This window comes from Streptomyces sp. NPDC002888 (genome assembly GCF_042888465.1).
Taxonomy (GTDB): Bacteria; Actinomycetota; Actinomycetes; order Streptomycetales; family Streptomycetaceae; genus Streptomyces.
This window is the reverse complement of record NZ_JBIAPU010000014.1, coordinates 159092-184753: the sequence shown is the minus strand read 5'-3', so window position 1 is coordinate 184753 and position 25662 is coordinate 159092. Positions and strand designations below refer to the sequence as shown.

General features: G+C 71.7%; 22 protein-coding genes. 13 read left to right on the top strand and 9 right to left on the bottom strand.

Annotation, left to right across the window (positions count from 1 at the left end; translation table 11 throughout):
* Positions 1-30 precede the first annotated feature (30 nt).
* Entirely contained in the window at positions 31-441 is a 411-nt protein-coding gene (locus ACFYWX_RS23550) for a hypothetical protein (protein ID WP_389426036.1), read from the bottom strand.
* A gap of 305 nt (positions 442-746) precedes the next feature.
* On the opposite strand from ACFYWX_RS23550, the gene ACFYWX_RS23545 reads away from it, so the two are divergent.
* Positions 747-1034, top strand: coding sequence for a DUF1905 domain-containing protein (locus ACFYWX_RS23545; protein WP_389426035.1), 288 nt, complete (start codon positions 747-749; stop codon positions 1032-1034).
* 110 nt (positions 1035-1144) lie between these two features.
* On the opposite strand, the gene mgrA is transcribed toward ACFYWX_RS23545, so the two are convergent.
* Positions 1145-2137 (bottom strand): L-glyceraldehyde 3-phosphate reductase, encoded by a 993-nt coding sequence (gene mgrA, locus ACFYWX_RS23540; RefSeq protein WP_389426034.1) that lies wholly within the window; start codon positions 2135-2137, stop codon positions 1145-1147.
* A gap of 150 nt (positions 2138-2287) precedes the next feature.
* Here mgrA and ACFYWX_RS23535 point away from each other — a divergent pair, with 150 nt between their 5' ends.
* From ACFYWX_RS23535 to ACFYWX_RS23525, 3 genes are all read left to right on the top strand, one after another.
* Positions 2288-3202 carry a LysR substrate-binding domain-containing protein gene (locus ACFYWX_RS23535; protein ID WP_389426033.1) on the top strand — a complete coding sequence of 305 codons (915 nt, stop codon included), beginning with the start codon at positions 2288-2290 and terminating at the stop codon, positions 3200-3202.
* 67 nt (positions 3203-3269) lie between these two features.
* The gene (locus ACFYWX_RS23530; RefSeq protein WP_389426032.1) at positions 3270-4820 is read left to right on the top strand and encodes a carotenoid oxygenase family protein; all 1551 of its coding nucleotides are present in this window, start codon (positions 3270-3272) and stop codon (positions 4818-4820) included.
* A gap of 27 nt (positions 4821-4847) precedes the next feature.
* Positions 4848-5363, top strand: coding sequence for a DinB family protein (locus ACFYWX_RS23525; RefSeq protein ID WP_389426031.1), 516 nt, complete (start codon positions 4848-4850; stop codon positions 5361-5363).
* On the opposite strand, the gene ACFYWX_RS23520 is transcribed toward ACFYWX_RS23525, so the two are convergent.
* Both ACFYWX_RS23520 and ACFYWX_RS23515 read right to left on the bottom strand, forming a co-directional pair.
* The gene (locus ACFYWX_RS23520; protein WP_389426030.1) at positions 5345-6424 is read right to left on the bottom strand and encodes an adenosine deaminase; all 1080 of its coding nucleotides are present in this window, start codon (positions 6422-6424) and stop codon (positions 5345-5347) included. The genes ACFYWX_RS23525 and ACFYWX_RS23520 overlap by 19 nt on opposite strands.
* Before the next feature lie 25 nt (positions 6425-6449).
* The gene (locus ACFYWX_RS23515) at positions 6450-6845 is read right to left on the bottom strand and encodes a VOC family protein (RefSeq protein ID WP_389426029.1); all 396 of its coding nucleotides are present in this window, start codon (positions 6843-6845) and stop codon (positions 6450-6452) included.
* A gap of 154 nt (positions 6846-6999) precedes the next feature.
* Here ACFYWX_RS23515 and ACFYWX_RS23510 point away from each other — a divergent pair, with 154 nt between their 5' ends.
* A complete protein-coding gene (locus ACFYWX_RS23510) occupies positions 7000-7503 on the top strand; it encodes a pyridoxamine 5'-phosphate oxidase family protein (protein WP_389426028.1) in 504 nt (167 codons plus the stop codon).
* On the opposite strand, the gene ACFYWX_RS23505 is transcribed toward ACFYWX_RS23510, so the two are convergent.
* Positions 7489-8406 carry an aldo/keto reductase gene (locus ACFYWX_RS23505; RefSeq protein WP_389426027.1) on the bottom strand — a complete coding sequence of 306 codons (918 nt, stop codon included), beginning with the start codon at positions 8404-8406 and terminating at the stop codon, positions 7489-7491. The two genes, ACFYWX_RS23510 and ACFYWX_RS23505, sit on opposite strands and share 15 nt — an antisense overlap.
* 59 nt (positions 8407-8465) lie before the next feature.
* On the bottom strand, positions 8466-9788 hold the full coding sequence (locus ACFYWX_RS23500) for an aldehyde dehydrogenase family protein (RefSeq protein WP_389426026.1): 1323 nt from the start codon (positions 9786-9788) through the stop codon (positions 8466-8468).
* A 258-nt stretch (positions 9789-10046) separates the two neighbouring features.
* On the opposite strand from ACFYWX_RS23500, the gene ACFYWX_RS23495 reads away from it, so the two are divergent.
* The 5 genes from ACFYWX_RS23495 (at position 10047) to ACFYWX_RS23475 (ending at position 15506) form a co-directional block, all read left to right on the top strand.
* Entirely contained in the window at positions 10047-11198 is a 1152-nt protein-coding gene (locus tag ACFYWX_RS23495; RefSeq protein ID WP_389426025.1) for an ABC transporter substrate-binding protein, read from the top strand.
* A gap of 36 nt (positions 11199-11234) precedes the next feature.
* Positions 11235-12584: a sensor histidine kinase gene (locus ACFYWX_RS23490; protein WP_389426024.1), complete on the top strand. Its 1350-nt coding sequence runs from the start codon at positions 11235-11237 to the stop codon at positions 12582-12584.
* On the top strand, positions 12581-13252 hold the full coding sequence (locus ACFYWX_RS23485) for a response regulator (protein WP_389426023.1): 672 nt from the start codon (positions 12581-12583) through the stop codon (positions 13250-13252). The genes ACFYWX_RS23490 and ACFYWX_RS23485 overlap by 4 nt, the downstream gene beginning before the upstream one ends.
* A 145-nt stretch (positions 13253-13397) precedes the next feature.
* Entirely contained in the window at positions 13398-13829 is a 432-nt protein-coding gene (locus tag ACFYWX_RS23480; RefSeq protein WP_389426022.1) for a hypothetical protein, read from the top strand.
* Positions 13830-14744: 915 nt separating this feature from the next.
* The gene (locus tag ACFYWX_RS23475; protein WP_389426021.1) at positions 14745-15506 is read left to right on the top strand and encodes a TetR/AcrR family transcriptional regulator; all 762 of its coding nucleotides are present in this window, start codon (positions 14745-14747) and stop codon (positions 15504-15506) included.
* 1 nt (position 15507) lies between these two features.
* Here the strand turns inward: ACFYWX_RS23475 and ACFYWX_RS23470 are convergent, their stop codons facing one another.
* Complete coding sequence (locus ACFYWX_RS23470; protein WP_389426101.1) at positions 15508-16380, bottom strand: siderophore-interacting protein; 873 nt, start codon at positions 16378-16380, stop codon at positions 15508-15510.
* A gap of 63 nt (positions 16381-16443) precedes the next feature.
* On the opposite strand from ACFYWX_RS23470, the gene ACFYWX_RS23465 reads away from it, so the two are divergent.
* The gene (locus ACFYWX_RS23465) at positions 16444-17250 is read left to right on the top strand and encodes a TetR/AcrR family transcriptional regulator (protein ID WP_389426020.1); all 807 of its coding nucleotides are present in this window, start codon (positions 16444-16446) and stop codon (positions 17248-17250) included.
* Positions 17251-17294: 44 nt separating this feature from the next.
* Here the strand turns inward: ACFYWX_RS23465 and ACFYWX_RS23460 are convergent, their stop codons facing one another.
* Positions 17295-17747: a flavodoxin family protein gene (locus ACFYWX_RS23460; protein ID WP_389426019.1), complete on the bottom strand. Its 453-nt coding sequence runs from the start codon at positions 17745-17747 to the stop codon at positions 17295-17297.
* A 110-nt stretch (positions 17748-17857) separates the two neighbouring features.
* On the opposite strand from ACFYWX_RS23460, the gene ACFYWX_RS23455 reads away from it, so the two are divergent.
* Entirely contained in the window at positions 17858-18784 is a 927-nt protein-coding gene (locus tag ACFYWX_RS23455) for a GNAT family N-acetyltransferase (RefSeq protein ID WP_389426018.1), read from the top strand.
* A 25-nt stretch (positions 18785-18809) separates the two neighbouring features.
* Here the strand turns inward: ACFYWX_RS23455 and ACFYWX_RS23450 are convergent, their stop codons facing one another.
* Positions 18810-22703, bottom strand: coding sequence for a glycoside hydrolase family 2 TIM barrel-domain containing protein (locus tag ACFYWX_RS23450; RefSeq protein ID WP_389426017.1), 3894 nt, complete (start codon positions 22701-22703; stop codon positions 18810-18812).
* A 252-nt stretch (positions 22704-22955) separates the two neighbouring features.
* Here ACFYWX_RS23450 and ACFYWX_RS23445 point away from each other — a divergent pair, with 252 nt between their 5' ends.
* Positions 22956-25658: an NACHT domain-containing protein gene (locus ACFYWX_RS23445; protein WP_389426016.1), complete on the top strand. Its 2703-nt coding sequence runs from the start codon at positions 22956-22958 to the stop codon at positions 25656-25658.
* The last annotated feature ends 4 nt before the right edge of the window (positions 25659-25662 follow it).

The window sequence follows — 25662 nt, the reverse complement described above, 5'->3', positions numbered from 1 at the left end:
TCACATGTGTGCCCTGCGCGACCGGGGTGGTCAGGCGACAGGGACGACCAGCGCCGGGTTCACCCGCTGCATGCGCAGCGCGTCGACGGACTCGGCGAGCAGTTCGTACTCGGTGGTCTCGTCGCTGACGGCGATCCGCACCAGGCGTCCGGCGGCCAGTTGGTCGGCGACTTGTTCCTGTCCGTTCACGTCGGCACACCAGGCGCGCAGCATGGCGGGCACGTCGGGTGCGGTGTGGACGACAGGGACGAGAGCGCCAGGGGGGAAGGTCCTGCCCTCCGGCCGCGGGTCGAGCCGCTCGGCCATCCAGGAGGCCCGGTCACGCAGCCACCACAGGGCCAGCGCCAGGGTGGGCGCCCGGTAGGTGCCCAGCGGTACACCGATGCGGCGGCCGTCGCAGATGCCGTACGCCGTGACATGGCACAGGAATTCGTCGTGCACGTCCCACTCCCCCGATGCGTCCGATCGCTTGCCGGTGCGGCCTCGCTTCCCGTGCGGCTCGTCTGTCTTTCAACAGTCCCTACTTTGAGTATCGCCACTCCTGACACAGTGTCACCATGACTTTTTGGCCAGTCTGTTGGCATATTCAGCGGATCCCTTGGCCGGATCGCGACGGACCCGGCGCACACGCCGTCGAGGCGGGCTCGTGATCACGCTGCGTGACATGGGGCGGGAGCGATGAGTTCCGCCGCGAGAGGGGGTCCATGGAGTGAGGACCGATGAGGCAACCACGAGCGGAGGACGCCATGAGTACGACCGGGAAGGTGGACGCCGAGTTCACAGCGGTGCTGCGCAGGAGCCCGGACAACGGTGGCTGGACTTATCTCGTCTGGCCGGATTCCGTGGAGTTCTTCGGGACCCGCGGGCTGGTCAAGGTCCGCGGCACGATGGACGGGCATCCGTTCCGCAGCTCCTTCATGGCCCTGGGCGACGGGACGCACAAGCTGCCCGTGAAGGCCGACCTCCGCAAGGCGATCGGCAAGGAGGAGGGCGACACGGTGACCGTGCGCCTGGAGGAACGGCTCGGCTCATAGGCCGGGCTCACAGGCCGGGCTCACAGGCCGGGCTGACAGGCCGAGCTCACAGCCAAAGGGTCCCGGAGGCGGTCCGCCCGCCTCCGGGACCCGTCACGCACGTGTGTGCCCTACCGCTTGATCAGCGCGTCGATCCGGGCCAGCTCGTCCGCGTCGAAGTCGAGGTTCTGGATCGCCCCGACGCTGTCCTCGATCTGCTGCGGGCTGCTCGCGCCGACGAGGGCGGAGGTGACCCGGCCGCCGCGCAGCACCCAGGCCAGGGCCATCTGGGCGAGGGTCTGGCCGCGCGACGTGGCGATGTCGTGCAGGCCGCGCAGCCTGCCCACCAGCTCCTCGGTGAGCGCGTCGGAGTTCAGGAACGGGCTGTCGCTCGCGGCCCGCGAGTCCTCCGGGATGCCGTCGAGGTAGCGCGTGGTGAGCAGCCCCTGCTCCAGCGGGGAGAAGACGATGGAACCGACCTGGAGCTCGTCCAGCGCGTCCAGCAGGCCCCCGTCCTCGGGGCGCCGGTCGAGCATCGAGTAGCGCGGCTGGTGGATGAGGAGCGGGGTGCCGAGCTCGCCCAGGATGCGGGCGGCCTCGCGGGTCTGCTCCGCGGAGTAGTTGGAGATGCCGACGTACAGCGCCTTGCCCTGCTGGACCGCGGAGTGCAGGGCGCCCATCGTCTCCTCCAGCGGAGTCTCCGGGTCGGGGCGGTGCGAGTAGAAGATGTCGACGTAGTCCAGGCCCATCCGCGTGAGGCTCTGGTCCAGCGAGGACAGCAGGTACTTGCGCGAACCCCACTCGCCGTACGGGCCGGGCCACATCAGGTAGCCGGCCTTGGTGGAGATGATCAGCTCGTCGCGGTACGACGCGAAGTCGGCCCTGAGCGCCTCGCCGAAGGCGGACTCGGCGGCGCCGGGCGGCGGGCCGTAGTTGTTGGCCAGGTCGAAGTGGGTGACACCGAGGTCGAAGGCGCGGCGCAGGATGGCGCGCTGGGTGGTGACCGGGCGGTCCGGGCCGAAGTTGTGCCACAGGCCGAGCGACAGCGCGGGGAGCTTCAGGCCGCTGCGTCCGGTGCGCCGGTAGGGCATGTCGGCGTAGCGGTCGGGGTGTGCGGTGTACAACGCGACTCCTGAGAGGTTGGCACGAGTGGCACCGGTGCCCGGGGAACCGGTGCCGGACGCCGGGGTGAATCCGGGTCCACTCTTTCGCGACCTGCGGCCAGTGGTCCAACAGAAGAATCCGATGGGATTCAGCGGATACGCTTCTCAGTCATGGAACTGCGCCATCTCCAGCACTTCGTCGCGGTCGCCGAGGACCAGCACTTCACCCGGGCGGCCGAGCGGCTGCTGGTGTCCCAGTCGGGCCTGTCGGCCTCGATCCGCGCACTGGAGCGGGAGCTGCAGACGCCGCTGTTCGTGCGCACGACCCGCCGCGTGACGCTCACCCCGGCCGGGCGGGCGCTGCTGGGCGAGGCGGAGCGGATCCTGGCGCAGGTGCGGGCGGCCCACGAGGCGGTGGCCGCGGTGCAGGGCGTGCTGCGCGGCATGCTGGCACTCGGCTCCGAGCAGTGCATCGCCGGGGTGAACGTGGCGGGGCTGCTGGCCGCGTTCCGGCGGCAGCACCCGGACGTGGAGATCTGCCTCAGGCAGGCGGGCTCGGGGGCGCTGGCGGAGGAGGTCGCGGCCGGGCGGCTCGACCTGGCGTTCGTGGTGCGGACGCAGGAGGACACCGACCAGCTGAGGTCCGTGCCGCTGACCAGCGAACCGATGACGGTCCTGTGCCATCCCAGCCATCGGCTCGCCGTCGCCGGCGCGGCCGTCACACCGGAGGATCTGGGCGGTGAGGTGTTCGTCGACTTCCACCCTGACTGGGGACCGCGCCGCACCACCGACGCCGCGTTCGCCGCGGCGGGCGTACGGCGGACCGTGGCGCTGGAGGTGAACGACGTGCACAGCCTCCTCGACCTGGTGGACGAGAACCTGGGCATCGCCGTCGTACCACGGCACTTCCGGCACAAGCGCGCGTCACTGACCGCCCTGCCGGTGAAGGGCACCGGCGAGACACCGTACGAGACCATCGCCCTGCTGCCACCCGCGCAGGCCACCAGTCCGGCGGCCCGGGCACTGATGGCCCTGCTGGAAACAGGGGGCCTGGCAACACCCCAGGACGGGGCCCACCCCTCCTGACCCGATCCGTCCCGCGCCGCAGACTCGTGACCGTCCCCGAAGACAACTGCGGTCAGGAGTACCGGAGATGACGAACCACACGCGACGGAACGTGCTGCGCGGCGCGGCGGCGATCACGGCGGCCGGCGGACTCGTCGGGACGGGAGCGGGATCGCGGCCTGCCGTGGCCGTACCTGGCGGAACTGGCGGACCCGCCGCACCCGCCTCTCCTGCCGCTCCTGCCGCTCCTCCGGCGACGCGACACTTCCCCTTCCTGGAGGGCGCGTTCAAGCCCGTCACCGAGGAGTTGACGGCCTTCGGCCTGCCGGTCACCGGCCGCATCCCGCGCGAGCTGAACGGACGCTACCTGCGCAACGGCCCCAACGTCCTGGGCCTGGAGGATCCACGCGCCCATCACTGGATGCTCGGCGAGGGCATGGTGCACGGCGTCCGCCTGCGCGAGGGCCGCGCCGAGTGGTACCGCAACCGCTGGGTGCGTTCCTCCCAGGTGGCGAGGAAGCTCGGCGAGCCCTACCCGCGACCGGTGCCGCCGGAAGACTTCCCCTGCAACACCCACGTGATCCCCCACCGGGGGCGGATCCTCGCGCTCCAGGAGAGCGGGCCGCTGCCGTACGAACTCGACGACGAGCTCAACACCGTGGGGACGTACGACTTCCGGGGCACCCTGGAGGGCGCGTTCGCCGCGCACACCAAGTACGACGCGCACGCCGGTGAGCTGCACGCGATCGCCTACTACCCGACCTGGGACCATGTGCGGCACCTGGTCGTGGACCCGGCGGGCCGCGTGTCGCGCAGCACGCGGATCCCGGTGGCGGACGCGCCGATGATCCACGACTTCGCGCTCACCGAGAGGTACGTCATCGTCCTCGACATGCCGGTGACCTTCGACCCGGCGGCCGCCGAGCGCGGCGACCTGGTGCCGTACGTCTGGAACAGGAAGCACCCGGCGCGCGTCGGCGTCCTGCCGCGCGGTGGCGGCGCGGTGCGCTGGTTCGAGGTGGACCCGGTGTTCTACTCGCACACCCTCAACGCCTACGAGGAGGGCCCGAACATCGTCGTCGACATGACGAACTTCCCCGCGCCCTTCCTCGTGGCGGGCCGGGGGTCGGGCGGACCCTACGGGGCGGGCACCGCGAGGCTCGACCGCTGGACGATCGACCTGCGCCACGGCCGGGTGCGCACCAGGACCCTCGACGACCGTCCGCAGGAGTTCCCGCGTGTGAACGAGGCGCTGGTGTCCCGCCAGCACCGTTACGGCTACTCGGCGGCGTCCGCCGAGATGACGCTGGCCTATCTGGCAGCCGACGGCACCCCGCCCGACCGGGCCTTCGGCAACGCGCTCTTCAAGCACGACCTGCTGCGCGGCACGGTGCAGGCGCACCGGCTGCCGCGGGGCGCGGCGGCGAGCGAGGCCGTGTTCGTGCCGTCCGACGCGACCGACCCGAGGGCGGCCGAGGACGACGGGTACGCGATCGCGTACGTGCACAACCCCGACCGCGGGGCGTCGGACCTGCTGATCCTCGCCGCGCAGGACTTCACAAGTGCGCCGCTTGCCCGGATCCATCTACCGGGGCGGGTGCCGCTGGGCTTTCACGGGAGCTGGGTTCCCGACGCGTGACGCGGCGCGATGCGCGATGGTGGTGCCATGCATGCAAAGGACATCCTCATCGACGGTCACAGCCGCATCCGGGAAGAGGTCCACGCGGCTGTCGAGGGCCTCGGCCCCGACGACCTCAACGCCCGCCCCTCAAACGACGCCAACTCCATCGCCTGGCTGGTCTGGCACCTCACCCGGGTGCAGGACGACCATGTCGCGGACGCCTTCGACCTCGAGCAGGTGTGGCTGTCCCAGGACTGGGAGAAGCGCTTCGGCCTGGGCCTGCCGCGCCGCGACACCGGGTTCGGCCACAGTCCGGCGAAGGTCGCCAAGGTGCGGGTGGACTCCGGTGACCTGCTGACCGGCTACTACGACGCCGTGCACGAACAGACGCTCGAGGTGCTGCGCGGGCTGACCGCGGCGGACCTGGAGCGCGTCGTGGACGAGCGCTGGGATCCGCCGGTCAGTCTGGGCGTACGGCTGGTCAGCGTCCTGTCCGACGATCTCCAGCACATCGGACAGGCCGCCTACGTGCGCGGGCTGCTTCAGAGCGAGGGCGCGTAGCCCGGCAGGACGACGTCCTCGATGAGGGCCCTGCGCTCGTCGAACGGGATGAACGCGCTCTTGAGGGCGTTGACCGTGACCGTGCGCAGGTCCTCGACCGTCCAGCCCGCCTGCTCGACCAGCAGGGACATCTCACGGGTCATCGTCGTGCCCGACACCAGCCGGTTGTCGGTGTTGAGGGTGACGCGGAAGCCGAGGTCCTTCAGGGCCGTGATCGGGTGCTCGGCGATGGAGGTGGCCGCGCCGGTCTGGAGGTTGGACGTCGGGCACATCTCCAGGGCGATCCGGCGGTCGCGCACCCAGCCCGCGAGGCGGCCGAGCTTGCCGTCCGCGAGGTCGGGGATGTCGTCGGTGATGCGGACGCCGTGGCCTATGCGCTGGGCGCCGCAGACCTGGAGGGCCTGGTGGATGCTGGGCAGGCCGTGCGCCTCACCGGCGTGGATGGTGAACGGGACGTTCTCGCGGCGCAGGTGGTCGAAGGCGGCGAGGTGGTCGGCGGGCGGGAAGCCGTCCTCGGCGCCGGCGATGTCGAAGCCGACGACGCCCGCGTCCCGGAAGGCGACGGCCAGGTCGGCGGTCTCCTTGGTGCGGTCGAACATCCGCATACCGCACAGCAGGGTGCCGACCCGGACCGGGGTGCCCGCGGCGGCCGCCTTCGCCATGCCGGCCGCGAGGCCCTCCTGCACCGTCTCGACGACCTCGGGCAGCATCAGCCCGCCCTGCAGCATCAGCTCGGGGGCGTAACGCACCTCGCCGTAGACGACGCCGTCGGCGGCGAGGTCGAGGACGTACTCCTCGGCGGTGCGCAGCAGGCCCTCGCGGGTCTGCATGACGGCGAGGGTGTGCTCGAAGGTGGCGATGTAGCGGACCAGGTCTCCGGAGTTTGCGGCCTCGACGTACCAGGCGGCGAGTTCGTCGGGGTCGGTGGTGGGCAGGGTGTGGCCGACCGCGTCCGCGAGTTCGACGACGGTGGCGGGGCGCAGGCCGCCGTCGAGGTGGTCGTGCAGGACGGCCTTGGGGAGCCGGCGGAGGGTGTCGGTGTCGATGCGGGGCGCGGTCATGTGCGTGTTCCTCGGCAGGTGGTTCTCAGGTGGTGGCGGGCTGGAGCAGGTCCCAGCGGTTTCCGTACAGGTCCTGGAAGACGGCGACGGAGCCGTACGGCTCGTGGCGGGGCTCCTCCAGGAAGGTCACGCCCGCTGTGAGCATGCGGGCGTGGTCGCGGGCGAAGTCGTCGGTGTGCAGGAAGAACCCGACCCGCCCGCCGGTCTGGTCACCGACCCGGCCGCGCTGGGCCTCGCCCTTGGCGCGGGCGAGCAGCAGACCGGTGCCGTCCTGCCCGGCGCCCGGCCGCACGACGACCCAGCGGGAGCCGTCGGGGCGCGGCGCGTCCTCCACGAGTCGAAAGCCGAGTGCCTCGGTGTAGAAGCGGATCGCCTCGTCGTAGTCGTCGACAACGAGGGTGACCAGGGCGATGCGTCTCATCGGAGCCTTCCGGGAGGGGTGATTGACGGGAGAGGTTATACGTAAAACCTCGGGTGCGCCAGTCGCTTCTTGCCGGCCTAGGACTGAGGGCCGAGGCGAGGGTGGGACTCGGGCCCGAGGCGGGGCCGCCGGGGTTGCCGCTAGCGTCCCGGCCATGGAGATCACCAAGCCGTCCCGCGGCCGTGAGCAGCGCAAGCAGGACGTTCTGGGCCGCCTGGAGCGTGAGATCGACATCTGGGTGGCCACGGCGGGCCCGGACGGGTTGCCGTGTCTCGTCCCTCTGTGGTTCGTCTGGCACGACGAGTCCGTGTGGCTGGCGACCCGCCCGACCAATCCCACCGGCCTGAACCTCCGGGACGGCGGGCGGGCCCGGCTGGCGTTCGGGGACACGCGGGACGTCGTACTGATCGACGGCGACGTGGAGACCTTCAGCGCGCGGGAGGTGCCGCCGGACGCGGCCGACGCCTTCTTCTCGAAGACGGGGTGGGATCCCCGCGAGGACGGCGCACCCTACGGCTACTACCGGGTGCGGCCGCGCGCGGTGCAGGCATGGTGCGAGGCACACGAGCTGCCGAAGCGGCACCTCATGCGGGACGGGGTGTGGATCGTCCGGGCAGGTCCGACCGGGGCCGGTGAGGAGTCCTCAGGCCGGACGTGACGAGCCGGGCCCACCCAGGGCGTTGAGGCTCTCCACCTCCGCGTCCGTCAGGCGCAGCGCGCCCGCGGCCACGTTCTCCACGAGGTGGCCGGGGTTGCCGGTGCCGGGGATGGCGAGGACGTGGGGGCCCTGGGCGAGGGTCCAGGCGAGGCGGATCTGGGCGGGGGGCGCGCCGTGGGCTTCGGCGACGGCGCGGACCGCCTCGTCGTGGGTGGCGGTCGCGCCGTGTGCCCCGCCCTCGCCGGCGACGGCGTAGAAGGGGACGAAGGCGATGCCCTGTTCGCCGCAGATCCGCTGGACCTCGTCGGTCACGGGGGCATGGTGGCCGAGACCGTACCGGTTCTGCACGCTCACCACGGGCGCGATGGCCTGCGCCTGAGCGAGATGGCGCGGCTCCACGTCGGAGATGCCGAGGTGGCGGACCAGGCCCGCCTCGCGCAGGTCGGCCAGCGCGCCGAAGTGCTCGGCGATCGAGTCCTGGCGCATGCGGCGCAGGTAGACGAGGTCGAGGTGGTCGCGCCCGAGCTGGCGCAGGTTCTCCTCGACATGGCCGCGCAGGTCCTCGGGGCGGGCCGAGGTGCCCCACTCCCCCGCGTAGTCGCGGAAGGGGCCGACCTTCGTGGCGATGAGCAGGTCGTCGGTGTACGGCGCCAGCGCGCGGTTGATGAGTTCGTTGGCGGAGCGCAGCGAGGAGAAGTAGAAGGCGGCCGTGTCGATGTGGTTCACGCCGAGGTCGACCGCCCTGCGCAGGACGGCGATCGAGCGGTCGCGGTCGCTCGGCGTCCCGAGATGGAAGGCGGCGCTGCCCGTCAGCCGCATCGCGCCGAAGCCGACGCGGCCGACGGTGTGATCGCCGAGTTTCCAGGTGCCCGCGGCGTCCGCGGTGATGATCTCCGAGGTCATCGGCGGAGTCTCGCACAGCCCCAGCCCGCGGGCTGAGGACTTTGCGGACCCGTGGCGCTTCAGCTCAGCGGCTTCTCGAGGACCGCCTTGCGGTGGCTGAAGGTCTCGATGGAGTACCGGCCGTGGTAGCTGCCCATGCCGCTCTCCCCCACCCCGCCGAACGGCAGGTCGGAGACGGTGAGATGGGCGAGCGGCAGACCGTGGCCGAGGCCGCCGGAGGAGGTCTCGGCGGCGATGCGGGCGCGGGTGTCCGCGGACTCGGAGAAGACGTACAGCGCGAGAGGCTTGTCGCGGTCGTTGACGAAGGCGATGGCCTCGTCCAGGTCGTCGACGGTCACGATCGGCAGGATCGGGCCGAAGATCTCCTCCCGCATGACGGGCGCCTTGGGGTCGACGTCGGCGAGGACGGTCGGCGCGATGTACTTGTCCGTACGGTCGCTGCCGCCGCCCACGACGACACGGCCCGAGTCGAGCAGGCCGGTCAGCCGGTCGAAGTGGCGTTCGTTGACGATGCGGCCGTACTCGTCGGAGGCCTGCGGGTCGGTGCCGTAGACCGCCTCGACGGCTCGGGCGAGGGCGGGCTCGAGGGCGGCGGCGGTCTCCGGGTCGGTCAGGACGTAGTCGGGGGCGACACAGGTCTGGCCGGCGTTGAGGAACTTGCCCTGCGCCAGCCGGCCGGCGACCACGTCGAGGTCGGTGTCGCGGTCGACGAACGCCGGTGACTTGCCGCCGAGTTCGAGGGTGACCGGGGTGAGGTGCTCGGCGGCGGCGCGCATGACGATGCGGCCGACGGTGCCGTTGCCGGTGTAGAAGACGTGGTCGAAGCGCTCGGCCAGCAGGGCCGTGGTCTCCGGGATGCCGCCCTCGACGACGGCGACGGCGTCGTTGTCGAGGTACGCGGGCACCAGCCGGGCCAGGACGGCGGAGGTGGCGGGTGCCAGTTCGCTGGGCTTGGCGACGACCGCGTTGCCCGCGGCGAGGGCACCGACCACGGGGGCGAGGAGCAGCTGCGCGGGGTAGTTCCAGGGGGCGATCACGAGGACGACACCGAGCGGGTCGTACTGGGTCCAGACGCGGACGTCGGCACCGAGGTGGGCCGGGGCCGGGGCGGGCTCGGGACGCAGCCAGTCGGTGAGGTGGTCCAGCGTGTGGTCGATCTCGCGGACCGTGAAGTCGATCTCGGTGCGGTAGGCCTCGGTGGTGCTCTTGCCGAGGTCGGCGTGGAGGGCGGCGGCGAGGTCGGGGCCGTTCTCCGTGAGCATCTCGCGCAGGCGGCGCAGCTGGGCGGTGCGCCACTCGACGGGCTTGGTGCGGCCGGTGCGGAAGGTGGCGCGCAGCCGGGCGACGGTGTCGGCGGGCGTCTTCGGATGTGCGGTGGTCACGGTGCCTCGGTTCGGTCGGGATCGGTTCAGCTAGATGCATATACCAACCTTTCATGGACCGAAACACATTCCCGCTCACCCCCCCTGATCCCGATGGATTTCCACATCAACCGTTCGGTTGAACGCGGATTACATCCTGAGCGGGTCCGCCGCTCCGTCCGGGGGACGCGCGGGCCTCCTGCCCGGCCCCAGAATCGTCATCGACCAACGGCGCCGGTCACCCCCTGTCCCCCCAGAGATCAGAGAGGTCTCCGCAGGATGTCCAGCTTTCCCAGCAGACGACGTGTCCTCACCACCGGGGCCGGTGCGGCCCTCGGAGTCGGCGCCCTCGGGTCCGCCGCCTCTCCGGCGGCCGCGGCCGGGCCCGGTGGGTCCCGGTACGCCTCTGGGCCGGAGGAGACCCGCACGCTCGACGAGCTGTACCGGGCCGCCCTCGCGGAGGGCGGCAAGCTCACCCTCTACGCCGGAGGGGACACGGCGACGCAACAGGACGGCACGAAGGCGGCCTTCCTCAAGCGCTTCCCGGAGATCGACCTGACGCTGGTCGTCGACTACAGCAAGTACCACGACGTCCGCATCGACAACCAGCTCGCGACCGGCACCCTCGTCCCCGACGTGGTCCAGCTCCAGACCCTCCAGGACTTCGTGCGCTGGAAGGAACAGGGCCGTCTGCTGCACTACAAGCCGGCCGGCTTCTCCCAGGTGTACGACGGCTTCAAGGACCCGCAGGGCGCGTGGGTCGCGATGGCCGCGATCGCGTTCAGCTTCATGTACGGCCCCGCCGCCGTCGGCTCGGACGTGCCGCGCACGCCGCTGGATCTCGTCGACCCGAAGTGGAAGGGACGGATCGCCTCGTCGTACCCGCACGACGACGACGCGGTCCTCTACCTCTACGCGCTCTACGCCCAGACGTACGGCTGGGACTGGGTGGCCGCACTCGCCGCCCAGGACGTCCGTTTCGCCCGCGGCAGCAACTCGCCCGGCGACGCCGTCCGCACCGGGCAGAAGGCGATCGGCGTCGGCGGCTCGGGCAGCCTGGTCGCGCCCCCGTCGTCCCCCGTGAGGTTCGCCGTTCCCGACGGGCGGCACCCCTTCATGGCCTGGGGTCAACGCGCCGCGATCCTCAAGCAGGCCAAGAACCCCACGGCCGCGAAGCTCTACCTCAACTGGCAACTGTCCACGGCACAGCAGCAGGCCGCCTTCAACGGCTGGTCGGTCCGCACCGACGTCACCCCCGCGGGCGGCCTGAAGCCCATCTGGGAGTACCCGAACGCGCACCTCGACGGCTTCCCCCGGTTCATGGCCGACCGGGCCGCGATCGAGCGCTGGAAGCAGACGTTCGCCCTGTACTTCGGCGAGGTCGAGGGGGACCCGACGCCGGGGTGGCTGGGACTGCACCCCGGGGCCTGAACGCCGGCGGCTGCTCTCACCTCGCCCCTACCGGCGGTGGATAGACTCGGACGCCTGTCCGAGCTGATCACTCCGTCCAAGGGGTCCGCCGTGCCCGACCGCGCTCCCGCCCACGCACCCTCGAAGGTCGCCCGCGGGAGCCGGTCCGGCCTGGCGTATGCCACGCACTTCACCTTCTTCCTCGTCGTCGGCGCGGCGCTGGTGCGGCTCCTGCGGCTGGGCATCCCGCTGTGCTGGGAGATCGTGCTCGTCAGCGGGCTGCTGGCGCTGACGTACGCGGCCGGGCTGGTGCTGTGGGAACGGCTCGGCCGACGCGGCCGTCACCTCTGGGTCGCGGCCCTGCTCCTGCTGTGGAGCCAACTGCTGATCCTCGCGCCGGGGTCGCTGACCGGCGCGTACGCGTGGTGTGCGGTGCCGCTGGCCTGTGTCGCCCTGCGCGCGCTGGGCCTCCGGTCGGCCGGGGTCGCGGTGACCGCGATCACCGGTGTCCTCGTGGGGCAACTGATCCGCACTACCGGCGGGTTCGACCCGGAGCTCGTGCTGATCCCGGTGGCCGCCGTGTGGGGCACCGTCGCGCTCTACCGCGCCCAGCAGCGGGACGCCGCCGAACGCCAGCGGCTGGTTGAGGAGTTGGAGGGCACCCGCTGGATCCTGGCGCGGCAGCAGCGTCAGGCCGGGGTGCTGGCGGAGCGGGCCCGCATCGCCCGTGACCTGCACGACACGCTCGCCCAGGAGCTCTCCGGCAGCCTGATGCTGCTCCAGGCGGCGCAACGGGACTGGAAGAAGCGGCCGGACGTGGCGCTGACCCGCGTGCGCGCGGTCACCGACGGCCTGGACGCGAATCTCGCCGAGACCCGCAGGATCATCCGCGACCTCACCCCGTCCGCCGTCGCGGAGGCCGGACTCGAGGACGCGTTGCGGCTGCTGTGCGCGCGCTCCCAGGCGGACGGTACGGCGGCGCGCGTGCGGTTCAGCTCGGTCGGGGACGACCGGCCCGAGCTGGACGCGCAGGCCGCCGCCACCCTGTTCCGGGTCGCCCAGGGCACGCTGGCGAACGTACGGGAGCACGCCCGTGCGGTGGACGTCCGGGTCACCCTGCGTCAGGACGCGGACCGGGTCGAGTTGGAGGTCTCGGACGACGGTGTCGGCTTCGACCCGGCCGCGCCCCGTGCGGCTTCCCGCCCCGCCCGTGGTCTCGGTCTGCCCGCGGCCCGGGCGCGCCTGCGCGAGTGCGGCGGCGACCTCGACGTCGGCAGCGCGCCGGGAAGGGGCACCCGGGTACGGGCCGTGGTGCCGGCGTTGTCCGGGCCGTCCGAGGCTCCCGGGGCCACCGAGACCGACGAGCCGCGCGCCGTGGCGCCGGTGACCTCGACGACCGCCCGATGACCCCCGCACCGCTGCGCCTGCTGATCGCGGACGACCACACCGTCGTACGGGCCGGTCTGCGAGCGCTGCTGGACGGGGAACCGGACCTCGATGTCGTCGCCGAGGCGGGCAACGGCGAGGAGGCCGTTCGCCTCGCCGCCCGGCTGAGGCCGGACGTGGTCCTGATGGACCTGAGGTTCTCGGGCAACGGGGCAGGAGGCGGTTCGGCAGGCGGCGCGGGGATGGACGGCATCGAGGCGGTACGCCGCCTGGCCGCCGAGGCTCCGGCCGTACCGGTGGTGATGCTGACCAGCTACTCCGGCCGGTCCGACGTCGTCCGCGCGATCGAGGCGGGGGCCCGCGGCTACATACTGAAGGCCGGTCCCCCCGAGGAGCTCTTCCGCGCCGTGCGCGGCGCCGCCGCCGGTGCCCTGGGCCTCGCTCCCGAGATCGTCGGCCAGCTCGTCGGCCAAGTGGTCAGCCCCCGGCAGGACCTGACCGAGCGTGAGGTCGAGGTCGTCCGGCTGATGGCCGAGGGGCGCAGCAACCGGGCCATCGCAGAGGCCCTGTTCCTGAGCGAGGCCACCGTCAAGACGCACCTCGTCCGCATCTACCGGAAGCTCAGGGTCGACAACCGGGCGGCCGCCGTGTCGGAGGCCGTGCGCAGGGGGCTGCTCGACCTCGCGTGAGCGATGCGTGGAGGCTTCTCCGCATCGCTTTCAGCAACTTTCAGTCGCTTTCAGTAATGGCCCGTTACTTTGTGATGCCCCTGAACGTTGCACAGGGCGCCATGGTGCGAGTGGCGCCGGAGTGGACGAGCAGGAGGAACGGGTGTTGACGGAAGCGTTGTCGGGCCTGGCGGCGGCCGGCGGTACGGCGATGGTGGGGGCCATGGCGACCGATGCCTGGCACTCCGCCCGGGGCCGGTTCGCCCGGCTGCTCGGGCGGGGGGAACCGGCCCTGGAACGGGTCGAGGCGGAGCGGCTCGATCGCGCCGCGACCGACATCGAGCAGGCCACCGAGGAGAACAGGGACACGGCACGCCGGAGTCTGCAACGGCGGTGGACCGGCCAGTTGGAACTCCTGCTGGAGGAGCACCCGGACACGGCCGACGAACTGCGTGCCCTCGTCGAGGAGTTGGCCGCCCGGCAGCCCAGCGCCCGGCAGAGCTGGGTGCAGAACAACGTCGCCCACGCGGGCGGAGTCCAGAACATCACCCAGAGCGGCGACATCAACGTCGGCGGGGGAAGCAGGGTCCTCGGGTGAGCGGCGAGGTACGGGACGAGAGCCGGGCGGGGGCTGCTCGGGCCGGCGCACAGGACAACGCGGCGCACGACGGCGGGACGCAGTACATCACCAGGAGCGGTGACGTGAAGAGCGTCAACGTGTTCCTCAACCGCCCCTCTCCGACGGGTGAGACCGACACTCGTTGGGATGACGGGGGGAAGGTGTCGACGAAGATGCGGGCAGCCCTCGTCGGCTCCGGATTCGGCATCGTCACACTCGCGGCCGCGCTCACCGTCTACGCCATCAACTCGCCCCGGACGGCCGAGACGGCCAATACCGGGAGCACACGGCCCAGCGCGACGGCCTCCGCCCCGCCGAGACCGTCGGCCTCCCTCACGCCATCGCCCTCCCCCAGCCCCACACCGACGGCCGCCCCGCCGGCCGCGGCACCGGCGAGGACGAGCGAGCCGGCCGTGCCGGGGACCAGCGCGCCGCCGTCGAAGAGCGGGCCCGCGACGACCCACAGCGACCCCTACCCCTCGAACGACGTGTACTGCGGTTCGTGGCAGGCCACGGACTCGGTGGACGTGGAGGTCAGGGCCTGCACCCAGGCCGTCGACAGGATCGGGCGGGCGCTCTTCGGCGCCGAGATCAGAAACCGCGGCGAGGAGTCGACCAAGGTGTCGGTGCTGGTGGCGTATGTGAGCTCCGAGAAGCCCTTCGACTGTCCCAAGTCCGATCCATGGACCGGCACCGTGATCAACCCGGGTGACAGCTGGCGCAGCGCACTCTCCGAGTGCCTGGTCGACGGCCTCAAGGGGCACGCGGTGCAGGCGTACGCATGGGCGGTGACGGGCGGGGAGGACCCACGCGACGTGAAGCACGCTCCCTCACCGACGGTGCACATCCGGCCGGACGGTACCGTCGTCCCTCCTTCGACCTGAGGAGGAGCCCATGGCGGCCCTGAACCGTCGCGAACGCCTGCGCCGTCAGATGTCGAAGGACATCAGGGCGGTGGCGCGGGAGGTGATCACGCAACAGGGTGTCGAGGCACTCACACTCGCCGAGATCGCCCGCCGGATCGGGGTGACCCCGGCGGCCCTCTACCGGCACTTCGACGATCTCGCGGACATCGTCCGGCACACGGCCCGTGACATCGTCGCCGAGCTCTCGGCCGAGCTGCGGGCCGCGATGGAGGCGGAGGACGAGACGGACCTCGCGGCGCGGCTGATCGCGCCCTCTCGGGTGCTCCGTCGCTGGTCCCTGGCCAACCGTCAGGAGTTCAGCCTGCTCTTCGGCACACCGACCGCGGCCGCGGGCACCGCGCAGAGCGACCTGACCAGTGAGTGGGTCCGGGAGCTCGCCGGCGTCTGGGGCCCGGAGTTCATGCGGTTATGGGCGACCCGCCCGTACCCGATTCTCACCGACGACCAGCTGGACCCCCTGCTGCGCGACCAGATCACCGACTACCGCACCGCCACGGGCGTGGAGATGCCGCTGGGAGCGCTGGTCGTCATGCTGTCCTGCTGGCGCTCCATGTACGGACAGGTGGCCCTGGAGGTGTTCGACCACTTCGCGCCGCTGATCACCGACCAGGAGCCGATGTTCGAGCTGCTGATGCTGGAGTTGGTGACCCGGATGGGGTTGGGGGCGCAGTACCGCCCGCCACGGGACACACCCCCTGGACGAGGCCCTCGAAACGCAGCCCGTCGTTGACCTACCAGTCGCTCGCCTGCGCCTGTTCCCGTGCCCGCGCGAGCTGTTCCTGGGCGTCGGCGAGGTCCTCCTCGGTGGGAGCGTCGTCCTGGGTGAGCTTGAGGCGCCAGTAGCCGGTGAAGTCGACGGAGTGCTTGTCGAGGCCGCGCTCGTCGAGCAGGTGGCGGCGCAGGGCGCGTACGGTACCCGCCTCGCCGGCGAGCCAGGCGAAGACACTGCCGGAAGGAAGGTCGGCTCGGCGCACCGCCTCGACGAGGATGCTGCTCCGTCCCGGGCGGGCCGTACGCCGGTGCAGCCAGTGGAGGGTGAGGTCGGCATGCGTGTCGAAACTCTGCTCCTCCGCCGCGTCGGCGACTTCGACGTAGGCGACGGCCCGAACCCCTTCGGGCAGCGACTCGACGAGCGTGGCGAGCGCGGGCAGCGCGGTCTCGTCGCCCACGAGGAGCAGTACGTCGGCCTCGCCGAGCGGTCGGGCGTACTCGGCGGAAGGGCCCACCATGCCGAGCACCTGGCCGGGTTCGGCGTTCTCGGCCCAGCGCGTGGCCGGGCCGGCGTCGCCGTGCAGCACGAAGTCGATGTCGACGAGGTCGGTGCCGGGGTGACGGCGCCGGATCGTGTAACTGCGCATGACGGGCCGCTCGTCCTCCGGCAGGGCCAGGAACGCCTGGTACCAGCGCATGGCGTCACCGTCGGATGCGGGCAGTCGTGGGCGGTCCTGTCCCGGCCGCGGGAAGCAGAGCTTGACCTGCTGGTCGGGGGCGGCGCCGACGGAGGCCGGGAGGGTGTCGGCGCGGAAGGTCACGCGGGCCGTGCCCGGCGTGACCCGGCCGACTTCAGTGACGGTGACGAGGGAGACGGGGAGCTCCATACCGATATCCTTACGCCGTAAAGAGTTGGGTAGGACACATTACTTTACGACGTAAGGAGTTGCCGCCCGATGGTCGTATTCGCGGGGCAGGGAGACGCACGACGGACGATGGCCCTGCTGTGGCGGACCGACGAGCCGGGCAGCGCGCGCACCGGGCCGGGCCCCAGGCCCGGGCTCAGCGTGGACGCGATCGTGGACGCCGCGATCGGCGTCGCCGACGAACAGGGCATGGCCGCGCTCTCGATGCGCGCGGTGGGCGAACGGCTCGGCCGCACCGCCATGGCGCTCTACACGTACGTCCCCAGCAAGAGCGAGCTGGTGGATCTCATGCACGACCGCGCACTCGCCGAACTGCCCACCGGCTACGACCTGGACGCCGGCTGGCGCGCCGCCGCCACCCGGTGGGCCGAGGACGCCTGGGACTTCTACCTGCGGCACCCCTGGGTGCTCCAGGTCTCCCAGGCCCGGCCGGTACTCGGCCCCCACGAGTACGCCGTGCTGGAAGCCCTGCTGCGGATCCTGCGGGACACCGGGCTCGAACCGCCCCTGGTGCGGCGGGTGGTCGGCACCGTGTTCCAGTTCGTGCGCGCGGCGGCGCAGACGGTCGCGGAGTCGCGGCAGGCCGGGCCGGAGACCGGCGTCGAGGACACCGAGTGGTGGTACACCCGGTCGGCCCTCATGGCGGAGGTCGCCCCCGACTTCGCCGAGCGCTATCCGACGGTGCACTGGCTGAACAGCGCGGCGGCCGACAGCGCCGCGGCCGCCGGCGATGACGACGACGTGCCGTATCTGGTGCGGGAGGCGAAGCGGACCTTCGAGGTGGGGCTGACCGTCCTGCTGGACGGCGTCGAGGCCCGGATCCGGCCGGTGGGTTAGCGCAAGGCCTCGTCCTCTGGCGCCGGCCCTGTCCTCGCCGTCCGCTAGCCCATCAGCCCGGCGGCGACCGTCGCGCCCAGCTCCCAGCACGCCTCGATGTCGGCCTTGGCCGGCTCGCCGGTCACGGTGACCGGCTCGGCCGCGCGGCGCCAGCCCAGGCCCGAGGTGATGGAGTCGATGCCGCGGACCGCGCCCGTGACGTCGTTGCCGCCGTGCACGTAGAAGCCGAAGGGCCGGCCGCGCGTGGTGTCCAGGCAGGGGTAGTAGACCTGGTCGAAGAAGTGCTTGAGGGCGCCGGACATGTAGCCGAGGTTGGCCGGGGTGCCGAGCAGGAACCCGTCGGCGGCGAGCACGTCGGACGCCGTGGCGGCGAGGGCCGCCCGCCGCACCACTTCGACGCCCTCGATCTCCGGATCCGTAGCCCCGGAGACGACGGCCTCGAACAGCGCCTGGCAGTTGGGCGAGGGAGTGTGATGCACGATCAGCAAGGTGGCCACAGCCCCACACCCTGCACGTTCACCACCGCGGGCCGCAAGCGGCGCCCGCCGTGGGCGAGCCGTTCGAAAATCTGTTGCGGGCGCTCGGCCCTCCCCCGGACCCTGACCCCATGTCCAACCCCCTGCGCCCCGCCGCCCTTTCCGACGCGCCCGCCATCACGGCACTGCTCAACGCGGTCGACGAGATCGAGATCGGGCGGCCCGAGACCGACCTGCACACCGTCGAGGCCGACCTCAAGCATCCCGGGACCGACCTCGAACGGGATTCCTGGCTGGCCTTCGACGGGGACCGGCTGGTGGTCTACGGACTGCTGTGGGACGAGTCGGAGGGCGAACGCATCGACATCGACCACTACGTGCTGCCCGACCACCAGCAGGCCGGTATGCGTGTCCTGGACGCGATGGAGGCCAGGGCCCTGGAGAAGGCCCGGGACAACGGTGCGCAGCGGGCCGTGGTGCATCTCCATCTCAATGTGCGGCCGACGCTCGACACCGGCCTGATCGAGGCGCGGGGCTGGCAGGTCGTACGGCGCTACCACGTCCTGCGGCGGCCCGTGGACCCCGCGGCCGACCTCGCGCCGCAGGCCCCGGCCGGGGTGCGGATACGGGCCTGCGCGAGCGAGGCGGACCAGGCGCGCGTGCACGAGCTGTACCAGGCCAGTTTCGCCCGGCACTTCGACTTCCAGCCGCGTGATTACCCCAGCTGGCTCCACGACATCGACGCCGAGCAGCTCGACTGGTCCCTGGTGTGGATCGTCGGCGTCGACGACCTCGGAGACGTCGGCTTCCTGCTGGCCCGCGGCGACCGCGAGGCCATGGGGTGGATCCGCAGCATCGGCGTCCTGCCCGAGGCCCGGGGCCGGGGCCTCGGCGGACTCCTGCTGCGGCACGCCTTCGCGGCCTTCGCCGCGAAGGGGCGCGACATGGTGGGGCTCGGCGTCGACACGGCCAACGCCACCGGCGCTCCCGAGTTGTACGCGCGGCACGGGATGACCCTGCACTACGCGGTCGACACCTGGGAGACCGTGCTCGGTTGACCGGCGGCGGCCGGGACATCGGCTCCTACGAGAACTCCCCCGCCGTCGGCCGACGTGTCGCCGCCGTCGCCCTGCTGACGTCGGTGAGGGGGCGCAGCCGGTAGGTGTAGGAGTAGTCGCGGTCGGCGAACAGCTTGTACTCGTCGTGGGTGTGGGCGCCCCAGCTGTTGTCGCCGCCCACGCCCATCTGACGGTGGTTCAGACGCAGGACGACCTCGTCGCGCGGGGTGAGCTGGTAGTCGTGGCGCACCCCGCTCGACAGGTCCTCCGGGGTGAAGTGCGAGGCGTTCACCTCCAGGAGCGGTTCGCCGGAGACGAGCAGGCCCACGCCGTCGCGGCCGGTCAGCGCGGCCCAGCGGACGTCGGTCTTGTTGCCGTTCTCCTGCGGGCGCAGGTAGGAGGTCCACTGCCCGGCGACGGTGCCGGAGTACAGGCCCACGTCGGTGCCGTTGTTGCGGTCCCACTGGTTCTCCTCGGGACCGCGGCCGTAGTAGTGCAGGCGGTCCAGGCGCTTCGGCAGGAACAGCAGGGTGCCGACCTCGGGGATGTAGGGCAGGCTCGACGCGCCCGGGTGCAGGGTGTTGTCGACCTTGATCTCGCCGTTGCCGAAGACCGTGTACGTGGTGGTGTACGTCGATGCGACGGTCGTCGGCAGGGTGCCGCTGACCTTGATCTCGACGGCCTTGTCCCGCAGGGCGCGGACGGCGACCTTCGTGACCTCGCGCCGGGCGCCGGCGTCGCGCCAGGTCTGGTTGCGGGTGTGCTGGCCGTTGCCCCGGTCGTTGTCGGTGGGCGCCCGCCAGAAGTTCGGCACGGGTCCGGAGGTGATCAGGCGGACGCCTTTGGCCTCGTACGACGTGATGGTCCCGGTGCTCTTGTCGACGGCGACGGAGAATCCCCGGCCCCGGACGGTGACGGCCTTCTCGCCGTCGTCGTGGCGCAGCGGCGGCACGCTCTGAAGGCGTACGGGCGTCACGGCCGGGCTGCTCGCGGCGACGGGGAGTTGCTGCTTGGCCGTCTCGAAGCCGGCCTTCGCCCACTTGGTGGGCTCCTTGGTGGTGAAGGAGAGGTGCAGGAAGTACTCCGTGCCGGGCGCCGGGTTCGACGGCAGCTTCACGGGGACCGTGATGTCCTTGCTGGTGAGCGGCGCGACGTCCAGCTGGTCGCGGCTCAGCCTGCCGCGCTGAACGGTCCTGCCGTCGGCGGCCAGCCACCAACGGCCGTCGAACTCGCGGAGGTTGGTGAACAGGTACTCGTTGGTGAGGGTGACCCGGCCCGAGGTGACGGTGTCGCCGGAGGCGGGCGCGGCGTTGATCGCCTGGTAGATCTGCTTGACCTCGACGGCCTTGCCGGTGCTGCCGCGGTCGGCGGTGACGATGCCGTCCCCGGAGAAGGCGCCGTCGTTGGGGTTGTCGCCCCAGTCGCCGCCGTAGGCGAGGAACGTCTTGTCGCGGGGCCGCTTCTCGGTGAGTCCGACGGTGGCGGCGTCGAACCAGAACCGTACGCCGCCGTCGCCGGGGCCGCGGCCGTCGGAGGCCAGTTCGGCGGCGCTCAGCGCCCGGGCGTACACGCGGGCCCGCCGGATGGTGCCGCTGAACTCGCGGGTCGGGTTGTCCACGTCGGTGGCCAGGGCCAGGGGCGCGGTGTTGACGGCGGGGCGCCGGTTGGCTGTGCGGGTGGCCCGGACCGAGCCGTCGACGTGGAGGGTCAGCGTGCCGGCCTCGGCGTCGAAGACGCCCGCGACATGGTGCTCGCGGCCGGTCCAGTCCTCCGGGAGCGCCCAGCTCGCGGTGATCCACTGGCCGCCGCCGTAGATGAAGAACTCCAGCGTCCTGTCGGTCTGCTTCAAGGCGTACTGGGTGTCGCCCTTGGCGATGATCGGCTGGTGGTAGCCGGTGACGTGCGGGGTGACCCAGGCCTCCAGGGTCAGCGAGCCGGTGAGGTCGAGGCTCTCGTCGCGGGCGAAGACGGTGCCGCCGGAGATGCCCTTGTCACGGGCGAAGGTGCCGCTGGGCGCGATGACCTCGCCGCTCAGGGCGGCGGGCCCCGACTCGGTGAACAGCTGGCGCGTCGGGGTGGGCCAGCTCAGGGCCTGGTCGACGAAGTCCCAGATCCAGCCGCCCTGCAGCACGTCGTAGCGGCGGACGAGGTCCCAGTACTTCTTGAAGTTGCCGCTGGAGTTCCCCATCGCGTGGGAGTACTCGATCATCACGTACGGCCGGGTGTCGCTCGTGTCCTTCGCCCGTGCCTCGACGCGGGAGGGGCTGTCGTACATCTCGGAGCGGATGTCGCTGATGCCCGGCCGGTCGTCGCCCTCGTACTGGATGACGCGGGTGGTGTCGTAGGAGCGGATCCAGTCGTACATGGCGTTGAAGGTGCTGCCGCCGCCCGCCTCGTTGCCGAGGGACCAGATGACCACCGAGGCGTGGTTCTTGTCGCGGTGGACCATGCCCTGTGCGCGGGCCACGCACGCCTCGGTCCAGTCGGCGTGGTTGCCGGGGTACTCGCCGCGGATGCCGTGGGTCTCCAGGTTGGTCTCGTCGACGAGGTACAGGCCGTACTCGTCGGCGAGTTCCAGCCACAGGGGGTTGTTGGGGTAGTGCGAGGTGCGGACGGTGTTGATGTTCAGGCGCTTGATGATGCCGATGTCCTCGACCAGGTCCGCGCGGGTGAGCGCCGAGCCGTGGGTCGGGTGCATCTCGTGGCGGTTGGTGCCTCTGAAGGAGACCGGCTTGCCGTTGATGCGCATCAGCCCGTCCTTGAGGGCGAACTCGCGCAGGCCGACCCGGTGGGAGAGGGTCTCGACCACCCTGCCGGCCGGGTCGCGCAGGCGCAGCACGGCGGTGTAGAGGTACGGGTGTTCGGCCGACCACAGGCGCGGCGCCGGCACGGCCTTCGCGGCCTGTACGGTCGTCTCGTCGCCGGAGTCGACCGCGACCGTCTGCTGGAGCGGCCGGGACCACACCGGGTGGCCGCCGGCGTCGTACAGCTGGGTCTCGACGGAGTACCGGCCGGCGCCCTTGCCGCCGTAGTCGCGGACGCTCGCGGTGACCGACAGAGCGGCGGACTCGTAGTCGTCGCCGAGCGGGGTGTCCAGCTTGAAGTCGCGCAGGTGCACGGCCGGGGTGGAGTACAGGTAGACCGAGCGGAAGATGCCGCTCAGCCGGATCATGTCCTGGTCCTCGAGCCAGTCCCCGTCGGAGTAGCGGTAGACCTCGACGGCGATCTGGTTGGTGCCCCGCTTGAGGTGCTTGGTGATGTCGTACTCGGCGGGGTCGTAGGAGTCCTCGTGGTAGCCGACCAACTCCCCGTTGATCCACACGTAGTGGGCGGACTTGACGCCCTCGAAGTGCAGGAACGTCCGCCGTCCGTCCCAGTCGCGCGGGACCGTGAAGGTGCGCCGGTACTGGCCGACGGGGTTGTAGCGGGTGGGGGCGGCCGGCGGCTGCGCCTCCTCGCCCAGGCCGTTGGGGCCCCACCACGGGTAGTCGCTGTTGATGTAGATCGGGCGGTCGTAGCCGTGCAGCTGCCAGGCGGAGGGGACGGGGAGGGTGTCCCAGTCGGTGTCGTCGAGGTCGGTGCGGTGGAAGTCGACGTCCCGGTCGTCGGGGCGGTCGGCGTAGGCGAACTTCCACGTCCCGTCCAGGCTCAGCCGGTACGGCGAGCGCGTGCGGTCGGCGGTCAGCGCCTGGCCCAGGGTCGCGTACGGCATCAGGGTGCTGTGCGGCGGCTCGGAGCCCAGCCGGAAGACGTTGATGTGGCCGTTCCACTCCGGGGTGCCGTCGGCCGCCTCACGCAGGCCGGCCGCGTACGCCGCGGCGGGCGCCCCGGACAGGGCGAGCGCGCCGAGGACGGCGGCTCCGCCCTCGAGGAGACGACGACGGCTGACGGCCGTGGGAGACACGTGCGGGTGCGGCATGTCCGTGACCTTCCTCGAAGCGAACAGAAACGAACCAATCCTGACTGTGACTCAGCGCAGCTTGCTGGAAGTGAAGATGACGATGCATCAGGTGACTACTGCTGGTGACAGAGGTGTCACCGAGCCAGCCTCACCCTAAAACTCGATCAGAAACGAATCAATGATGCTGTCGGACTTTGTGCGTTCCTGATGGGGCAACGCTGTCCGACACAACTACGTGACGTACGGCGACGTCTGATCGAGAATTCACGCATGGACACTCAACGGGGTGAGTGGGGCGGATGGCTGCCGCCGTCCGAAGTGCGCAACGTCGTGGTGGACAGCACCGTCGAGTACCTGGTCCAGGTGGGGCACATCCACGGCGACCTCGTGGTGAACCTGCCGCCGCCACGCGAACCGGTGGACCTCGCCGCCGAGGAGCTGGCCCGCGCCGTCCGCGCCCGCTGGTCGGCCGAGGCCGCCGCCTGGCAACTCGGGGACACCGCCGCACCGCTGGCCGTTCGGTGGCTCGCCCGGTGGACATCCCCCGCCGAGACCCGGGCGGCCGCGCGCAGCGACCGGCTCGGCGACGTGGTCGACACGCTGGTGGGGCTCGATCCGCGTCGGCTCCTCGTCCTGGGCGGACCCGGCTCCGGCAAGTCCACGCTCCTCGCCATGACGGTCCTGCGGCTGGCGGAGCGTCACCTGGGCGATGTGACCCGCCGGGTCCTCGGCGACCGCGCCACGCCCGTCCCGGTGCTGTTGTCACTGGAGTCGTGGGACGCGGAGCGGGTGTCGTTCCGCGACTGGCTGGTGGGGCGCGTCGAGGACGACCATCCGGGGCTGCCGCGGGTGGACGGGGAGCACCCGGCCCGCCGCCTCGTCCGCGACGGGCGGATCCTCGCCGTGCTCGACGGCCTGGACGAGTTGCCCGACCACCGACGGGCCGCCGTCGTCCACGAACTCGACATCGCCCCGCGGGAGTCGGGCTTCGTACTGGCCTCCCGCACGGACGAGTACCGCGCCCTCGGTCTGCACCTGTCCGGAGCGTCCGACCTGGAGGCGCTCCCGGTCGGCCCCCGGGACGCGGCCCGTCATCTGCTGCGCACCTCCTCCGACGCGCAGCACGACCGGTGGGGCCAGGTCGTCGACGAGCTCGCCGACCACCCCGAGGGGCCGCTCGCCCAGGCGCTCACCACGCCCCTGATGATCTGGCTCGCCCGCCGCGCCTACGCGAGCCCCTACGCCGACCCGGCACGGCTCACCGACCGCTCCTGGTTACCGACCCGCGAGGCCGTGGAGGAGCACCTGCTGGACGCGGTGGTCCCGGCGGCCTTCGCACCCCGCCCGCACGACACGGACCGGCTCCACGCGCCCGGCCATTGGAACCCGGAGCGCGCCCGGGGCTGGCTGACGTTCCTCGCCCGCGAGCTCGACCGGCGGCGCAGCGCGGAGTTCTCGTGGTGGCGGCTGAAGGGTGCCTGGGTGCCCCGGTTCCTGGCGGTGCCGACGCTGGTGGTCGCCTGCCTCGTGCTCGGCGAGACGGCGGTGAACATCACCACCTGGGCACAGGACACCTACGGGGACTCGGTCCTTCCGGCGAGTGCCTTCGAGCGTCTCGACCTGTTCGCCGGTTTCAGTTTCGCCACCGGGCTGCAACTGTCGACGATTCTCTGGTTCGGCGACCGGATCTGGGAGCCGCGGCGCCGGGCCAACCCGTTCATGGCCGGCGCCGCCCTGCGCTCGGCCTCGCGGGCCGCTTCGCTGCGCCGGGGCGTACCGGCCCTCGCCGTCCTCGTCGTCCCGACGGGGCTGTTCATCCTCCTGGCCCAGGACACCACGCAGGCGGACGGCTTCACCGCGCTGGTCCTGCTCGGATTCGCCCTGCCGACACTGCTCATGGCGGTGCTCGGCGCGCCGTCGGACACCGTCGACGCCGCCACGCCCGACGCCCTGCTCCGCGACGAACGCCGCACCGCGCTGCTCACCCTGGGCGTGGTCGCCCCGATGATCGGGCTGGGCTCCGCGGCGCGGGCCCTGTCCGTCGACCAGGGCCCTGTGGAGGTGGGCGCCGCCTTCCTGAAATCCTTCACCGGCGCGGTGATGGTCCTCGTGCTGCTCAGCCCGTGGATGCTGTGGGTGATCTCCAAGGCGTGGCTCGCCGTCCTGGGCCGGGTGCCCTGGTCGCTGATGGAGTTCCTGCGCGACGCCTACGGCCAGGGGCTGCTCCAGCGGTACGGCGGCACGTACCGCTTCCGGCACCTGCGGCTCCAGGAACATTTGACGGGACGCGTGCGGCGCGGCGCGCAGCCCACCCCTGTCGTCCCGGCGCCGCGGCAGCAAGAGCCCCTCGTCGTCACGGGCCCTGTCCCGTCGCGTCAGCCGCCGCCCACCCGCGAGCCGTTGCCCCGGCTTTCGGAGCTGTTCGACCATGCGCCGCCGATGCACGAGCTACCCGGCCACACGGTGATCTCCACGGCCGAGGCCTACGTCGTGTCGAGCCGCCAGCGACGCTTCTCGGTGGCCCACTGGCCGTGGTGCGGTGCGTTCATGGTCCTTGCGATGCTGCGGCTGACGGCGACCGGGAACTGGGCCGTACCCGCCGCCTGGCTCAGCGTGGTGTTCTGGCCCGCCTTCGCCCTGTTCCTCAACTTCGTGATGTTGCTCCTGCCGAGGGTCGCCAAGGAACTGCGCATCGACGCCTGGGGGATCGTGGCCCGCATGGGGCGTCACCGGGTCGCGTACGCCTGGCAGGACGTCCTCTCCGTCCGTGTCCAGCAGGTGCACGTCCGCGGCCGCAACGCGCGCGCGTACGGCCCGCACGTCCGGCTCAGGCCCGGCGCACCGGAACCGAAGAAGATCTTCCGGGGCCGGGACGGCTGGTACGTGGTGGTCCCGATCAACGTGTTCCCGGCCATGCCCCCGGACCTGGTCGAGGCCTTCGTCCGTTTCTCGGGCGGCCGCTGGCAGGGCTGACGCC